A 13,137-nucleotide genomic window follows, 5' to 3' on the forward strand; every position below is an offset into this window, starting at 1 on the left:
ATGGCCCCGGCTTTAGGAGCGCCCGGGCGGCTTGCCAAGGGGCCAGCTTGTGGATGAGCGCCACTAACCGAAGCGGCGGCGCGCTCTACCCCTTCATAGGTAGCGCATCCACCAGGCCGAACTGGCGCGCTTCGCCGCACCGAAACGGCGCGTGGCGAACCAGCACGGCACGGCGACGAGCGCGGCCAGTGTCCAGATCCAGCCCACCGAAGGCACGCTCAGCAAACCCGGTGCGCCCAGCGCCGCACCGGCGATGCGGTTCGCGGCATGCAGTACGTAGAGGTGGAGCAGATAGAAGAACAACGGCGCGCCGCCGAGCACCGCCAGCCAGCGGATCGGGCGGCTGCGCCCCTCCGCATCCGTCCGCTCGAACAGATGCAGCAGCAGCGCGCCGATCGCCAGCGTCAGCAGCAGGAAGCAGGCCGAGGCGGGATACTTCGTCAGGTTCACGAAGGCCATCGCATCGCGGGCAGCGTTGCCGGTGGCCTGCCAGCTCTGCGTATCGCCATAGCCGACCGCCGCTCGAAAGACTCCGAACAGCGCCAGACTTCCCGCGGCGGCCAGCAGCAGCGCTCTGCCGCGCGCATGCGGATCGGCATCCCGCCCGAACCACGGCCCGGCGGTATAGCCCAGCGCCATCGTGCCGATCCACGGCAGGACCGGATAGGACGTGCGCGCCGCCGCGCCCCACGGCAACACGATCAGGTCACGCTGGTGTACGATCGCCCAGAGCGCGTGGCCTGGCGCGCCCGGTGCCAGCGCGAAGGGGTCCAGCAGATTGTGCCCAAGTACCAGCGCCCCGCCGATGCCGGCTATCCAGCCACGCGGCAGGTGGATCAGCACCGCGAGTACCAGCATCGACAAACCGATCGCCCAGATCACCTGCAGGAAGTAGGTCTTCGGCGTCGGATCGAAGGTCCAGGCGAAATTCACCAGCGTCACTTCCAGCGCGATCAGGAACAGGCCGCGTTTGGCGAGAAACGCACTCGCCCGCCGCGCATCGCCGCGTGCGTGAAGCCAGGCGGAAACGCCTGTCAGCACCACGAAGACGGGGGCGCAAAGATGAGCGGCAAGCCGCGTCAGGAACAGCGCCGGATCGGTGGCGGTCAGGTCCATCGGATCGGACACCTGCCGGTCGAGATAGAAGAACTCACGCGTATGATCGACAAGCATCAGCAGCATGACGAGGCCGCGCAGGGCATCGATGGCGACGATTCGCGGGCGAGCGACGGCGCGGCTCAATTCCGGCGACGTCAGCGATTGGGCTTCGGGACGGTTCATCCCTTGCGCTTTACCGTAACGTTATATCATTTCAATGGCAGCACTGCGCTCCGGAGATCAGAAGGACATTAGCGCCAGTTCCCGTTCCCGTGCGTCGTATGCCAGCTGCGAGAGCGTGACTTGCGCCATCCGCGCCTCCGCCCAGTCGATCATCGCCTGAAGCGCTTCCAGCAGTTCGCTGCCCAGCGGGCTGATCGCATAGCTCACCGTCACCGGAACGGTGGGCACGACATGGCGCAACACCAGCCCATCCCGCTCCAGCGAGCGCAGCGTCTGGCTGAGCATCTTCTGCGAGATCCCGTCGATCCGTCGTTTCAGCGCGTTGAAGCGCATTTCGCCATTGCCCAGCGTGGTCAGGATCAGCACGCTCCACTTGTCCGCCACGCGATCGAGCAATTGCCGCGTCGGGCAATTGGCGGCGTAGACGTCCGGCGCATGTGTTCCGGATGTGGCGGCAGTTTCCTCGGGGTAACCCGGTGCGATCAAGGTGCCTTCTTGCATGGTCACTTGCGATAGCACACTTGGTCACCATTGGATACCTAGTGGAGAATCGACATGAAGATTGCAGTCCTTGGCGCCAGCGGCCGCGCCGGATCGGAAATCGTGAAGGAAGCCGCTGCGCGCGGCCATCAGGTGCTGGCCATTGCGCGCAATCCGGACAAGATCGCCGCCGCGCCGGGCGTTACCGCCAAGGCAGGCGATGCCGCCGATCCCGAAGCACTCGCCGGCCTGATCGCCGGCAATGACGCGGTGATCAGCGCCCTGCACTTCGACGTTCCCGCCGAAACCCTACTGGCCGCCGTGCGCAAGGCCGGCGTGTCGCGCCTGCTCGTCACCGGCGGCGCCGCCAGCCTGGAAGTGGCACCGGGCGTGCGCGTGATCGACGACCCCGAATTCCCCGAAGCGTGGAAGGCCGCAGCGATGGGCGGCATCGCATTCCTCGACGCCCTCAAGCAGACCACCGATGTGGATTGGACCTTCTTCTCGCCCGCTGCGCTGATCTTCGAAGGCCCGCGCACCGGCAGCTACCGCCCCGGCACCGACCAGCTCGTCACCGACAGCGCGGGCGAGAGCAAGATCAGCTTTGCCGACTACGCCATCGCCATGGTCGACGAACTGGAAGCCCACAAGCACAGCCGCGCGCGGTTCACGGCAGCCTATTGAGACATGGGATTCGGGCGGCAAGGCGCCGCCCGGCCTCGCCGCGAATCAGCGGCTGAACCGACCGGACCTGATGAACGCCACAACCTGGTCGCCAACCGCGCGATTGTTAACCATGAAAGTATGTGAGACAGGCAAGGTGATGTGATCGGCCATCCCGGCCAGCCTGGTCGATGCGACCGATACCTTGCCATCATTCGGCGCGGACACGATCCGGCGCGTCAGAACCGGGTCAAGCGAGCGATTGCCGGCAATGATCCCCAACTCGAAGTCGACGCTTGCCAGCACCGCCTCGTCGACTACGCTGCGGCCGGTCACCAGATGACGGCCCGCCGGGCCCAGCACAATCCGGTTCATCTTCAGACGAGACAGAAGATCGGCCCATTCGCTCCCTCCATGGGGCGGCGCCAGCATGACCACCCGCCCCAACCCGTCCGGTCTCGCCACCTTCACCAGAGCGCGAGCGACCAGACCGCCCAGCGAATGCGTCACGATATGAAGGGGGCCGTCGAATTCCGCGCGAAAGCGGTCGAGGCGTGATTTCAGCCGCTCCGCGATATCCGGCACCGATCTCGTCAGGCTGGAATAGGTCGGCGTGCAGGTCCGGTATCCCAGACGGTCGAATTGCCGGACGAGCGGACGCATCGACAGCCCCGTGCGACTATGCCCATGCAGAAACAGGATACCCGCTTGCCGCGCTTCACCGGCAGGGGTCCGAACGAGACTGGTTTGCTCCATACCCAGCAGGATTTGGCGGAAAGAGCCGGCCTGTCTACCAGTTCCACTGCGGCCGAGGGCTAGAAGACACGAAAAGGGCCGGGAAGCCTAGGCTCCCCGACCCTTTTACTGTTCGGTATCCCGTGAAGGATCAGCCCGAAGATCAGCCAGCGACAGCAGCGGCCACTTCGGCTGCGAAGTCGGTGACTTCCTTCTCGATGCCTTCGCCGAGCTGGAAGCGGACGTAGTCCTTCAGAACGATCTTGGCACCGGCTTCCTTGCCGGCCTGGTCGACGACCTGCTGGATCGGGGTCTTGTTGTCCATGACGAAGACCTGCGAGAGCAGCGCGTTTTCCTTGGCGTACTTGGCGATCGCGCCATCGACCATCTTGGCCTGCACGGCTTCCGGCTTGCCCGATTCGGCGGCCTTTTCCTCGGCGATCTTGCGCTCGCGAGCGATCAGGTCGGCGTCGAGGTCTTCGGCGTTGAGGGCCAGCGGGAAGGCAGCGGCGATGTGCATCGCGATCTGCTTGCCAAGCGCTTCGAGAACGTCAGCCGAAGCTTCCGATTCCAGAGCGACGAGCACGCCGATCTTGCCGAGGTTCGGCGCAGCGGCGTTGTGCATGTAGGGAACGACGAGGCCCTGAGCGACTTCGACGGTCTTCATGCGGCGAACCTGCTGGTTCTCGCCGATGGTCGCAACGTTGTTGGTCAGCGCGTCGCCAACGGTGCCGCCGCCCGGATAGGCAGCAGCCTTGAGGGCTTCCACGTCGTCGCCGGCAACGCCGAGAGCGACTTCGGTGGTCTTGCGGACGAAGTCCTGGAACTGGTCGTTCTTCGCAACGAAGTCCGTTTCCGAGTTCACTTCGACGGCAACGCCCTTGGTGCCGGTAACGGCAACGCCGACCAGACCTTCAGCAGCCGTACGGCTGGACTTCTTGGCGGCAGCGGCCAGGCCGCGAGCGCGCAGCGCGTCGACGGCGGCTTCGAGATCGCCACCGGTTTCGTCCAGGGCCTTCTTGCAGTCCATCATGCCGGCGCCAGTGCGCTCGCGCAGGTTCTTCACGTCAGCGGCGGTGTAAGCCATCGCTCAAATCCTCTTGTTTGGTGGGACCGTGCATCACGGCCTTTAAATTACCAGGGTCGCACAGCGGCCCAAAAATGAACGCGCGCCAGGCCCATTGGACCCGGCGCGCGACAATTCCATGACGAAAAAGTCGTCGCCGGACCTATCAGGCCTCGACTGCTTCCTCGACCGGCACGTCCATGGCGCCGATGTCGGCACCGCTCTGGACGAGCGCGTCACGACCGCCCTTGGTGGCAGCCTGGGCGATCGCGTCGCAGTACAGGCGCACGGCGCGGCTGGCGTCGTCGTTGCCCGGGATCGGGAACGCGATGCCGTTCGGGTCGACGTTGGTGTCGAGCACGGCGATGACGGGGATGCCAAGGACGTTGGCTTCCTTGATCGCCAGCGCTTCCTTGTTGGCGTCGATCACGAACATCACGTCCGGGATGCCGCCCATGTCGCGGATACCGCCGAGCGACAGCTCAAGCTTGTCACGCTCGCGGGTCAGCTGAAGGACTTCCTTCTTGGTGAGACCGGCGGTGTCACCCGAAAGCTGTTCTTCAAGAGCCTTGAAGCGCTTGATCGAACCCGAGATGGTCTTCCAGTTGGTGAGCATGCCGCCCAGCCAGCGGTGGTTGACGTAGTGCTGACCGCAAGCGCGGGCGGCCTGAGCGATCGGCTCCTGAGCCTGGCGCTTGGTGCCGACGAACAGCACCTTGCCACCGGCCTGCACAGTGGCCTGCACGAATTCGAGAGCGCGCGCGAAGAGCGGCACGGTCTGCGAAAGGTCGATGATGTGGATGCCGTTGCGCGCGCCGAAGATGTACGGCTTCATGCGCGGGTTCCAGCGGTGGGTCTGGTGGCCGAAGTGGGCGCCAGCTTCGATCAGCTGCTGCATGGTGACGACAGGTGCCGCCATAAGGTAATTCCTTCCGGTTTGAACCTCTGGGAAGCTGGAACCAGGCGGAGATCCCGCCAGAGCACCGGTATGTGCGCTTCCCATGTGGATTGCCCGAATCGCGAGAGACCGCGAATTCGATCCCTGCTCCGAGCGGGGCCGCCCTTAGTCCCGTTCGTCTGTGAAATCCAGCCCCAATCGCATCGCAGCCCGCACGCAGCGGGCGAACGCAGCCGGCAAACGGACTGCCGCACCGTGGTTATGCCCGCGAAACCACAGGCTGCTCACAGCTTTTCCACAGAGACACCCACATGGCCCCAGCGCGCCGTGAGAAACCCGAAAAGTCCAAAAAGGCGCCAGCCGCCAGAAGTGGCGCCCTGCCCGCGTGCCGCTTCACCGCGGCCACACGCGATTGCGAGGAGAGAACACATTCGAGGAAAGAACACAGGGGATCGGATCATCCAAAGGATGCGAGCGAACCCAGATCCATGTCGCGAAAACGAGGATGCCCCATGTTAGGGCGCCGTGGCGGAATACTGTCCCATTTGGAAACAGTATTGGTCAATTTTTGCCGCCCCTGCCGGATGACGCCCGCTGCCTCCTAAAAAGCAGCGTGCTTCCAGTCGCTTAGCGGCGCGGCATTTTCGTCTTGACATGGATCGAACAAAAAGAGAACAAATGCCCAGACGGAACATTGATAGAACAAGAGTCGGTTTTCCACAAGCCGGGACTCCCGCCACATCGGCGTCGACGGCTCGAAAGGATTGATCATGACTGCATTTGCTGCCTGCCTCTTCGCCCTCACCGCGCTGGCCTCGGCACTGGCGATCATGGCGACGCTTCGCCGCTATGGGCACAGCGCGCTCGCAATTCCGGCCCGGCTCGCCGCATGCCCGGAAACACTGACGATTCATTGGGCCATGGTGGAACGCGTGACGGTGCCGGCGCTCGGCACCCTGCGCCGCGATCGCGTTACGCGTCGCCGTGCGCAGACGGTGCAGCGTCCGGGGCTGGACTGGCCGTGCGGGGAACTCGCCGCCTGACCTTCAGATAGGCCGAGATGCCGATGGGGATCAGTGCCAGATAGACGATGGTGATCACGGCCAGCGTCCACCACGGTTCAAGCCACAGCGCCGCGACAGTCATGCCGATCAGGGCAATGACGACAAGGCGCAAGCTTGCCGGTGGCCGCATCCGCGACCAGCTGAGCGTGGGCAAGTTGGAAATCATCAGGAACGCCATCAGCACCATCCACACGCCAACCAGAACCGGGTTGGCAAAGATGGGCTCGCGACTGGCGATCCACAGATAGAGCGGCAGGAAACCAAGCCCCGCGCCAAGTGGAGCGGGAACGCCGGTCAGGAAGCCGGCCTGCTTGTGCGGCTGGTCCAGCATGTCCATCCGCGAATTAAAGCGGGCAAGCCGCAATACACAGCAGATCGCGAAAGCCAGCGCGGCGATCCAGCCAAGGCTGGGAAGCTGATGCAGCGACCAGAGATAGACGATCAGCGCCGGCGCAACGCCGAACGATATAGAATCGGCCAGACTGTCCAGTTCGGCACCGAACCGCGTCTGCGCCTTCAGCATGCGCGCCGCGCGGCCGTCGATCCCGTCGAGCACGCCCGCCAGGATAACAGCGTAGACCGCCCGCTCATAATCATTGCCGATCGCGAAGCGAATGCCGGTCAGGCCGGAACACAGCGCGGCGGCGGTAATCGCATTGGGTACGAATGCCCGCACCGAAAGCCCGGCGCCAAGGCGGCTGCGGCGTTGCAACCGGGCCATCCTGAGGTCGCCGGACTCGTCGATCACTGCGAAATGCCCTCGATCACCGGAGCCGCGCCGATTTCGGCGAGCACGGTTTCACCGGCGACGATACGCTGGCCCATCAGTACCTTGGGTTCGGTGCCAGCAGGCAGGTAGACATCGACACGGCTGCCGAAGCGGATCAGGCCGATGCGCTGGCCGGCGGCGATGATGTCGCCCGGCTTCACGAACGGCACGATGCGGCGCGCGACAAGGCCGGCAATCTGCGTGAAGCAGATGCGCTGGCCGTCGCCACGCTCGATCAGGATATGCTGGCGCTCGTTCTCTTCGCTCGCCTTGTCGAGGTCGGCGTTCATGAACTTGCCGGGGATGTAGATCACCCGGCGCACGGTGCCACCGATCGGCGCGCGATTGATGTGCACGTCGAACACGCTCATGAAGATCGAGATACGCGTCACCGGCTCGGTCGACATCGGCTGCGAGCCGCTGCCGTCTTCCACCGTCAGTTCGCGCGGCGGCGCCACCTTGCCGATCAGCGTGACAAGACCGTCAGCCGGGGCGACCACGAAACGGTCGTCCTGCGGGGTCACGCGCACGGGATCGCGGAAGAAGGCCAGCACGCAGAGCGTCAGTACCGCAAGCGGCCAACCGACCCACGGGCCGACCAGCAACCATGCGACAAGCGCGACTACGCCGGCGATGGCGCCGAACTTGCGACCCTCGGGATGAATCGAGGGCCAGTTCCAGGACGCTTCACCGCGCCCCTGATTATCAAGAATGTCTCCGGGCATCGCCTTCCTCTAATGACAGAGCACCGCTCCCGCAATGCCGGGAGCCCGCAATCCGTTCCCGGCCTGCGCACAACCCACATGTGGATGATGCCGCACTCTCAAGGAGTTCGACCCGATCATTATCGATTTTGGGGATCCCCGAAGGGAAAGCTCTCATCGAGGAGGCTGGTGGTGGACAGGGCTGGATTCGAACCAGCGTACGCTTGCACGGGCAGATTTACAGTCTGCTGCCTTTAACCACTCGGCCACCTGTCCACACCAGTTGCTGGCGGCGGAAAACCTGACCCGAAGGAGAGGAACCCGCAGTGTTTCGAAGCGCCGTTTCCAGTGCCTCGCTGCCGAGGAGGGCGCCTATGTAGAACCTGGCCTTGCCTGTCAATGGGGGTACTGGCAGGAGCGGCACAGTTTTTTCGAAAAGGATATTTTTCATGAGCAATCGTAGCGACCGGGACGGCGGAAAGCCCGGAAAGGCGCTGCGCGGGCGCGCCGGCCGTATGAAGAACGGGCGCGGCAGCGGTCGTGCAAGCACGGGAATGGTGCGCCTTTGGGGCCGCCACGCGGTGGAAGCAGCCCTGAAAAACCCCGATCGCAAACATAGAAAGCTGTGGGCAACTCGCGAGGGAGTCGAATCTCTCGACGGCGAACTTCCGTCGGATTTCCCGGTGGAATGGGCGCAGCCTGCGGATCTGGCCCAACTCGTTGCGCGGGATGCGCCGCATCAGGGCCTCGTTCTCGAATGCGAACCGCTCGACGATATTTTTATCGACGACGTTCTCGACGGCGATCCTACTCGCCCGGTCGTGGTGCTGGATCAGGTTACCGATCCGCACAATGTCGGCGCCATCATGCGGTCGGCCGTCGCCTTCAATGCCTGCGCCATCGTCACCCAGGACCGGCACGCCCCGCCCGAATCGGGCACGCTGGCAAAAAGCGCCTCGGGCGCGCTTGAAATCCTTCCCTGGATCCGCGTGGTGAACCTGGCCCGCGCGCTAGAGGAGATTGCCGAGGCGGGTTACTGGCGAATCGGCCTCGACGGCGCGGCGACCGCCACGCTGGGCGACGCCCTGCCCGCCGGCCCGGTTGCGCTGGTACTGGGCGCAGAGGGTGACGGCATGCGCCACAACATCGTCCAGCACTGCGACGCGATCGCGAAGCTGCCGATCAGCGAGGCCATGGAAAGCCTGAACGTCTCGAACGCCGCGGCCATCTCGCTCTACGCGGTGGCCACCCGCCCGGCCTCCTGATTGGGAGGCCGGCAACGGCAAGACATCATCTACAACAGGGGGATACCATGACTTCGACCGAACGGCGCCGCCCACAGCAGCGCCTGCTCGCAGGCCTGGCGGTGGCTGCGCTGGCGATGCTGGCGGCGGCCTGCATCTTCGTGCCCGGCAAGTTCACCTCGCGACTCGACCTCCGGAACGATCGCAGCTTCCGCTTCGCCTATACGGGCGAGATCGTGATGATCCCCCTGCAAAAGGCCAAGGAAGCCGCATTCGAGCCCGACGCCTGCCACGACGACAACTATGACGAGCGCCCCTGCACCAAGGACGAACTCGCCGATCAAAAGAAGTCGTGGGAGGCGTCGCGCGCGGAAAAGGCGAAAACCGATGCGGAGACGGCCAAGGCCCTGCTGGGCGGGATCGATCCCAGCGATCCCCGCGCGGGCGAGGAAGTGGCGGCCAAGCTGCGCCGTCAGGTCGGTTGGAACAAGGCGGTCTACAAGGGTGACGGCCGCTTCGACGTGGAATTCGCGCTCCAGGGCAAGCTGGACCACGATTTCGCGTTCCCCACCATCGAAGGCTTCCCAATGGCCAATGCCTTCGTACAGCTCTCCCTGCGGCAGGATGGCAGCGTACGGGTGGATGCCCCCGCATTCGGCCCGTCGAAGGGATCGGGCAACATGATGGGATCGCTGCTGTCCGGGATGGGGAGCGGCAGCGATACTGCCGATGCCGACAATACCGCAGAAGCGGACGGCACTTTCGCCGTCACCACCGATGGCGAGATCCTGGCCAACAATACCGACGAGGGCCCGCAGAACGGCCCCGGCGGCCGGGTGCTGAACTGGGCCGTCAATGCCCGCACTCCGGCAGCGCCGACGGCGCTGATCAGGCTGAAGCGCTGATCCCCGGCCGAGGGGACAGCCATCCAGCGCCCCTTCCTTTTCCAGATGCAAAAACGCCGCGCCAACCTTGTGGTTGGCGCGGCGTAATTACTTCAGCCTGCGAGGCGTGACAGGCTGCCGGAGCGCTGCTTAGTTGACAGCGTCCTTGAGGCCCTTGCCGGCCTTGAACTTCGGCTGAGCCGAAGCCTTGATTTCCATCGGTTCGCCGGTGCGCGGGTTGCGACCGGTCGAAGCCTTGCGCTTGGCAACCGAGAAGGTGCCGAAGCCGACCAGGCGAACTTCGTCGCCCTTCTTCAGCGCGCCCGAGATGGCGTCGAAAACGCTTTCCACTGCCTTGGTGGCGTCGCTGCGGGTCAGGCCGCTCGAGTCTGCGACCGCGCCGATGAGATCGTTCTTGTTCATTATGGGTACCCCCTAACCTTTCAGTGGAAACAGGATGTAATGGGATAAAATAGATTTCGCCTCTGAGCGGCACGGAATTGAGCGGTTTTTCCCGACGCTGTCAAAGCCTAAACAAGGCAGAAATGCGCAGTTTATCGTGTTTTTCCGCCACTCAGATGACGTTTTCGACAATTGCGATGCGAAGAAGGCTCCGGCAGGGCCGGTCCATGGCCCGAACTGCCGCGCCCGCGCGGCCTTCCGCCCGCGATTCCCTGGCACTCCGCCCCCTGCCTTCGCTGATTCGCCTCATGAAATCAGAGGGCTGAATTTTCCGGATGGGTACAGTCAAATTGCGCGCAGGCACAAAAAAGGCGGCTCGAAATATCGAACCGCCTTTCTGGCTGCTCCGCCTTTGCAGGCGGAGCGATCGGCCAAAGCTTACGCCTTGACGTCGTTGACGCGACGCTCGGCGATGCGGGCGCGCTTGCCGGTACGACCACGCAGGTAGTACAGCTTCGCACGACGCACGACGCCGCGGCGGACAACGGTGATCGAATCGATGTTGGGCGAATAGAGCGGGAATACGCGCTCCACGCCTTCACCGAAGCTCATCTTGCGGACGGTGAAGTTCGAACCCATGCCACGGTTCGAGCGCGCGATGCACACGCCCTCGTAAGCCTGGACGCGGGTACGGGTGCCTTCAACCACCTTCACGCCGACGCGGACGCTGTCGCCCGGACGGAAGGTCGGGATATCCTTGGCGGCCTTGGCAATTTCCTCGGCCTCGATCTGCTGAATCAGGTTCATGAACCTAAGTCCTCGTTTTTGCGCCGCGCACCAGAGGCAGACTGGCCCCGAACGTCACTGCGACGTTCCCAAAGGTCCGGCCTGCGTGACCGTGTATCTTCCTCCGCCTTTTGTTTCCGCCAGGCGGCGATCTTCGCATGATCCCCCGATCGCAGCACTTCAGGGATCGTGCGCCCTTCCCACTCGGTAGGTCGGGTAAATTGCGGGTATTCGAGAAGACCGTCCTCGAACGATTCCTCGGTCCCGCTGGAAGCCGCGCCCATTACGCCGGGAAGCAGCCGAATGCAAGCGTCTAACAGCAGGATTGCTGCGGGTTCGCCGCCCGAAAGCACCGCATCGCCGACCGACATCTCCTCCACGTCGCGCCCTTCGAAGATCCGTTCGTCGAAACCTTCGAAGCGGCCGCACAGCACGGTGACGCCCGGGCCGTCCGCCAGTTCGCGCACCCGCGCCTGGGAGATCGGCTTGCCACGGGGGGTCATCGCAATGATCGGCGCGTCGGGATTGATCGATCGCGCATGGTCGATCGCGGCAGCCAGCACGTCCACCTTCAGCACCATGCCGGCGCCGCCGCCGGCGGGCGTATCGTCCACGGTGCGGTGCTTGTCGGTCGTGAAGTCGCGGATGTGGACCGGGTTCATGACCCACTTCCCTTCCGCCAGTGCCCTGCCCGCCAGGCTGATGCCAAGCGTGCCGGGGAACATTTCCGGATAGAGGGTGAGGACGGTGGCGTTGAAAGTCATGCCCCCGCGCAAAGCCCAATTCGGCGGTGGCGGCAAGAGGAAAGCGCCGGATTCGCGCCGTTCAGAGCGGCTGCCATATCCCTGCGGGCAGGAAACCACGGTCGGCGACGATCTCCTCGCGCAGCCATTCGCGCAAGCGTTCGATCTTGCGCACCCCCACCCGGCTTTCCGAATGGATCAGCCATTGCGCCGGGCCGGGGTAGTAGAGCGTATCGAAAGGCTGGACGAGGCGCCCCGCTTCCAGATCGGCACGCCAGAACAATGGGGACATCAGCGCGATACCGAAGCCCTGGCGCATCGCGGTGCCCTCCTGAAGCTGGTTGTCGAACACGATGCCGGTGCGCGGCGGTGGCGGCGTGCCGATCCCGGCCGCGGCAAACCAGCCTGCCCACCAGGGATCGTTCGGCGCGAAGCGCTCCACCGACATCAGATCCTCCGGCTTTTCGATGCGATTGTTTTCGAGGAACGCCGGCGCGCAGATCGGGGAGAAGTGCTGGCGGAACAGGAATTCGGCGCGCAATCCCTCCCACTTGCCGTAGCCGACGCGGATCGCCGCATCGTAGGGCGAGGTCGCCAGATCGACGACTTCGTTGGTCAGCGACATGCGCACCGCCAGATCGGGATGGCGCAACTGGAAGCGGCCGATCCGCTCGCTCAGCCAAGTCGCCCCGATGGAGACCGAGGCATTGAGCGACAGCACGTCCTCGTCCTCGCTCCACACCGCCGCGAAGGCATCGGTCATCGCTGCGAAGGCGCCGGTCAGGGCCGGCAGCAGCCGGCGCCCGACATCGGAAAGGCGCACCCTGCCCTTCTCCCGCACGAACAGCGGCTTGCCCACGCGGTCTTCCAACTGGCGGATCTGGTAGGAAACCGCCGCCTGGGTCATCCCCAGCTCCTCCGCCGCGCGCGAGAAGTTTTCGTGGCGGCCGGCGGCCTCGAAGGCGCGAATGGCGGTCAGGGGTGGCAGGCGATCCATCCCGTGATGATAAGGCAGCCTTATGACCTGTGCCAGAGGCTTTGTTGGCGAAATGGCGTTCGATCAAGCACATTCCAGTCACCCGATAGAGGAACCGGATTATGCAGGATCAACACTTCATGCAGCAGTGGAATGCCGGACATGACCGGTTTTCCGAAGATTTCGACCACCTCGCCCGCAAGCTGCTCAAGGCCATCGGCAGTGGCCTGCGCGGCGGCCGCCACAGCGATCCGGGTGATAAGGACAACCAGGTGGGCCGGCAGGAATGCCCGCTGGCCCGCCGGGCGCGGCTGACGGGGATCGGCATCATCGCCGGCGTTCTGGCAGGATCGACGCTGGCCATGGTGGCGCCGCTCGTCACCGCGCTGGACTGCCCACAGCAAGCCAACGAAATCTGCGTCCGGGCGGCACTTGCCTGAAA

16 protein-coding genes and 1 tRNA gene are annotated in these 13,137 nt (G+C 64.4%); 5 read left to right on the forward strand and 12 right to left on the reverse strand.

Annotated elements, in window-relative coordinates; genetic code table 11:
• Positions 1 to 93: 93 nt before the first annotated feature.
• On the reverse strand, positions 94 to 1,281 hold the full coding sequence (locus tag WBP06_RS09970; RefSeq protein ID WP_395327083.1) for a DUF1624 domain-containing protein: 1,188 nt from the start codon (positions 1,279 to 1,281) through the stop codon (positions 94 to 96).
• A 57-nt stretch (positions 1,282 to 1,338) separates the two neighbouring features.
• Positions 1,339 to 1,782: a winged helix-turn-helix transcriptional regulator gene (locus WBP06_RS09975; protein WP_395334116.1), complete on the reverse strand. Its 444-nt coding sequence runs from the start codon at positions 1,780 to 1,782 to the stop codon at positions 1,339 to 1,341.
• A 54-nt stretch (positions 1,783 to 1,836) separates the two neighbouring features.
• Between WBP06_RS09975 and WBP06_RS09980 the strand changes: the two genes are divergently transcribed.
• Positions 1,837 to 2,445 carry an NAD(P)-dependent oxidoreductase gene (locus WBP06_RS09980; protein ID WP_395327085.1) on the forward strand — a complete coding sequence of 203 codons (609 nt, stop codon included), beginning with the start codon at positions 1,837 to 1,839 and terminating at the stop codon, positions 2,443 to 2,445.
• A 45-nt stretch (positions 2,446 to 2,490) separates the two neighbouring features.
• On the opposite strand, the gene WBP06_RS09985 is transcribed toward WBP06_RS09980, so the two are convergent.
• The 3 genes from WBP06_RS09985 to rpsB form a co-directional block, all read right to left on the reverse strand.
• Positions 2,491 to 3,180 carry an esterase/lipase family protein gene (locus WBP06_RS09985; protein ID WP_395327086.1) on the reverse strand — a complete coding sequence of 230 codons (690 nt, stop codon included), beginning with the start codon at positions 3,178 to 3,180 and terminating at the stop codon, positions 2,491 to 2,493.
• A gap of 142 nt (positions 3,181 to 3,322) precedes the next feature.
• Positions 3,323 to 4,246: a translation elongation factor Ts gene (gene tsf / locus WBP06_RS09990; protein WP_395327088.1), complete on the reverse strand. Its 924-nt coding sequence runs from the start codon at positions 4,244 to 4,246 to the stop codon at positions 3,323 to 3,325.
• 145 nt (positions 4,247 to 4,391) lie between these two features.
• Complete coding sequence (gene rpsB / locus WBP06_RS09995; RefSeq protein ID WP_142632790.1) at positions 4,392 to 5,144, reverse strand: 30S ribosomal protein S2; 753 nt, start codon at positions 5,142 to 5,144, stop codon at positions 4,392 to 4,394.
• A 749-nt stretch (positions 5,145 to 5,893) separates the two neighbouring features.
• Between rpsB and WBP06_RS10000 the strand changes: the two genes are divergently transcribed.
• On the forward strand, positions 5,894 to 6,166 hold the full coding sequence (locus WBP06_RS10000) for a hypothetical protein (protein WP_395327090.1): 273 nt from the start codon (positions 5,894 to 5,896) through the stop codon (positions 6,164 to 6,166).
• Here the strand turns inward: WBP06_RS10000 and WBP06_RS10005 are convergent.
• The 3 genes from WBP06_RS10005 to WBP06_RS10015 all read right to left on the reverse strand — a co-directional run bounded on the left by WBP06_RS10005 (position 6,096) and on the right by WBP06_RS10015 (position 7,936).
• Positions 6,096 to 6,935 carry a CDP-alcohol phosphatidyltransferase family protein gene (locus tag WBP06_RS10005; protein ID WP_395327091.1) on the reverse strand — a complete coding sequence of 280 codons (840 nt, stop codon included), beginning with the start codon at positions 6,933 to 6,935 and terminating at the stop codon, positions 6,096 to 6,098. The genes WBP06_RS10000 and WBP06_RS10005 overlap by 71 nt on opposite strands.
• On the reverse strand, positions 6,932 to 7,681 hold the full coding sequence (locus tag WBP06_RS10010; RefSeq protein ID WP_395327093.1) for a phosphatidylserine decarboxylase: 750 nt from the start codon (positions 7,679 to 7,681) through the stop codon (positions 6,932 to 6,934). Before WBP06_RS10010 ends, WBP06_RS10005 begins: the two co-directional genes overlap by 4 nt.
• 169 nt (positions 7,682 to 7,850) lie before the next feature.
• A tRNA-Tyr gene (locus tag WBP06_RS10015) sits at positions 7,851 to 7,936 on the reverse strand.
• A 173-nt stretch (positions 7,937 to 8,109) separates the two neighbouring features.
• On the opposite strand from WBP06_RS10015, the gene WBP06_RS10020 reads away from it, so the two are divergent.
• Positions 8,110 to 8,925: a TrmH family RNA methyltransferase gene (locus WBP06_RS10020; protein WP_395327094.1), complete on the forward strand. Its 816-nt coding sequence runs from the start codon at positions 8,110 to 8,112 to the stop codon at positions 8,923 to 8,925.
• Positions 8,926 to 8,972: 47 nt separating this feature from the next.
• Positions 8,973 to 9,809 carry a hypothetical protein gene (locus WBP06_RS10025; RefSeq protein WP_395327095.1) on the forward strand — a complete coding sequence of 279 codons (837 nt, stop codon included), beginning with the start codon at positions 8,973 to 8,975 and terminating at the stop codon, positions 9,807 to 9,809.
• Positions 9,810 to 9,938: 129 nt separating this feature from the next.
• On the opposite strand, the gene WBP06_RS10030 is transcribed toward WBP06_RS10025, so the two are convergent.
• The 4 genes from WBP06_RS10030 to WBP06_RS10045 form a co-directional block, all read right to left on the reverse strand.
• On the reverse strand, positions 9,939 to 10,211 hold the full coding sequence (locus WBP06_RS10030; RefSeq protein WP_395327097.1) for an HU family DNA-binding protein: 273 nt from the start codon (positions 10,209 to 10,211) through the stop codon (positions 9,939 to 9,941).
• A 417-nt stretch (positions 10,212 to 10,628) separates the two neighbouring features.
• Positions 10,629 to 10,997: a 50S ribosomal protein L19 gene (rplS, locus tag WBP06_RS10035; RefSeq protein WP_395327099.1), complete on the reverse strand. Its 369-nt coding sequence runs from the start codon at positions 10,995 to 10,997 to the stop codon at positions 10,629 to 10,631.
• Entirely contained in the window at positions 10,994 to 11,740 is a 747-nt protein-coding gene (trmD, locus tag WBP06_RS10040; protein ID WP_395327101.1) for a tRNA (guanosine(37)-N1)-methyltransferase TrmD, read from the reverse strand. The genes rplS and trmD overlap by 4 nt, the downstream gene beginning before the upstream one ends.
• A gap of 61 nt (positions 11,741 to 11,801) precedes the next feature.
• Complete coding sequence (locus tag WBP06_RS10045) at positions 11,802 to 12,716, reverse strand: LysR substrate-binding domain-containing protein (RefSeq protein ID WP_395327102.1); 915 nt, start codon at positions 12,714 to 12,716, stop codon at positions 11,802 to 11,804.
• 101 nt (positions 12,717 to 12,817) lie between these two features.
• Here WBP06_RS10045 and WBP06_RS10050 point away from each other — a divergent pair, with 101 nt between their 5' ends.
• Positions 12,818 to 13,135 carry a hypothetical protein gene (locus tag WBP06_RS10050; RefSeq protein WP_395327104.1) on the forward strand — a complete coding sequence of 106 codons (318 nt, stop codon included), beginning with the start codon at positions 12,818 to 12,820 and terminating at the stop codon, positions 13,133 to 13,135.
• Positions 13,136 to 13,137 lie beyond the last annotated feature (2 nt).

It is taken from the genome of Novosphingobium mississippiense (assembly GCF_044029535.1).
Classification (GTDB): Bacteria; Pseudomonadota; Alphaproteobacteria; order Sphingomonadales; family Sphingomonadaceae; genus Novosphingobium.

Coding starts and splice junctions, on each gene's coding strand:
- WBP06_RS09970 (WP_395327083.1), bottom strand. CDS start 1,281: ATGAACCGTCCCGAAGCCCAATCGCTGACGTCGCCGGAATTGAGCCGC.
- WBP06_RS09975 (WP_395334116.1), bottom strand. CDS start 1,782: ATGCAAGAAGGCACCTTGATCGCACCGGGTTACCCCGAGGAAACTGCC.
- WBP06_RS09980 (WP_395327085.1), top strand. CDS start 1,837: ATGAAGATTGCAGTCCTTGGCGCCAGCGGCCGCGCCGGATCGGAAATC.
- WBP06_RS09985 (WP_395327086.1), bottom strand. CDS start 3,180: ATGGAGCAAACCAGTCTCGTTCGGACCCCTGCCGGTGAAGCGCGGCAA.
- tsf (WP_395327088.1), bottom strand. CDS start 4,246: ATGGCTTACACCGCCGCTGACGTGAAGAACCTGCGCGAGCGCACTGGC.
- rpsB (WP_142632790.1), bottom strand. CDS start 5,144: ATGGCGGCACCTGTCGTCACCATGCAGCAGCTGATCGAAGCTGGCGCC.
- WBP06_RS10000 (WP_395327090.1), top strand. CDS start 5,894: ATGACTGCATTTGCTGCCTGCCTCTTCGCCCTCACCGCGCTGGCCTCG.
- WBP06_RS10010 (WP_395327093.1), bottom strand. CDS start 7,681: ATGCCCGGAGACATTCTTGATAATCAGGGGCGCGGTGAAGCGTCCTGG.
- WBP06_RS10020 (WP_395327094.1), top strand. CDS start 8,110: ATGAGCAATCGTAGCGACCGGGACGGCGGAAAGCCCGGAAAGGCGCTG.
- WBP06_RS10025 (WP_395327095.1), top strand. CDS start 8,973: ATGACTTCGACCGAACGGCGCCGCCCACAGCAGCGCCTGCTCGCAGGC.
- WBP06_RS10030 (WP_395327097.1), bottom strand. CDS start 10,211: ATGAACAAGAACGATCTCATCGGCGCGGTCGCAGACTCGAGCGGCCTG.
- rplS (WP_395327099.1), bottom strand. CDS start 10,997: ATGAACCTGATTCAGCAGATCGAGGCCGAGGAAATTGCCAAGGCCGCC.
- trmD (WP_395327101.1), bottom strand. CDS start 11,740: ATGACTTTCAACGCCACCGTCCTCACCCTCTATCCGGAAATGTTCCCC.
- WBP06_RS10045 (WP_395327102.1), bottom strand. CDS start 12,716: ATGGATCGCCTGCCACCCCTGACCGCCATTCGCGCCTTCGAGGCCGCC.
- WBP06_RS10050 (WP_395327104.1), top strand. CDS start 12,818: ATGCAGGATCAACACTTCATGCAGCAGTGGAATGCCGGACATGACCGG.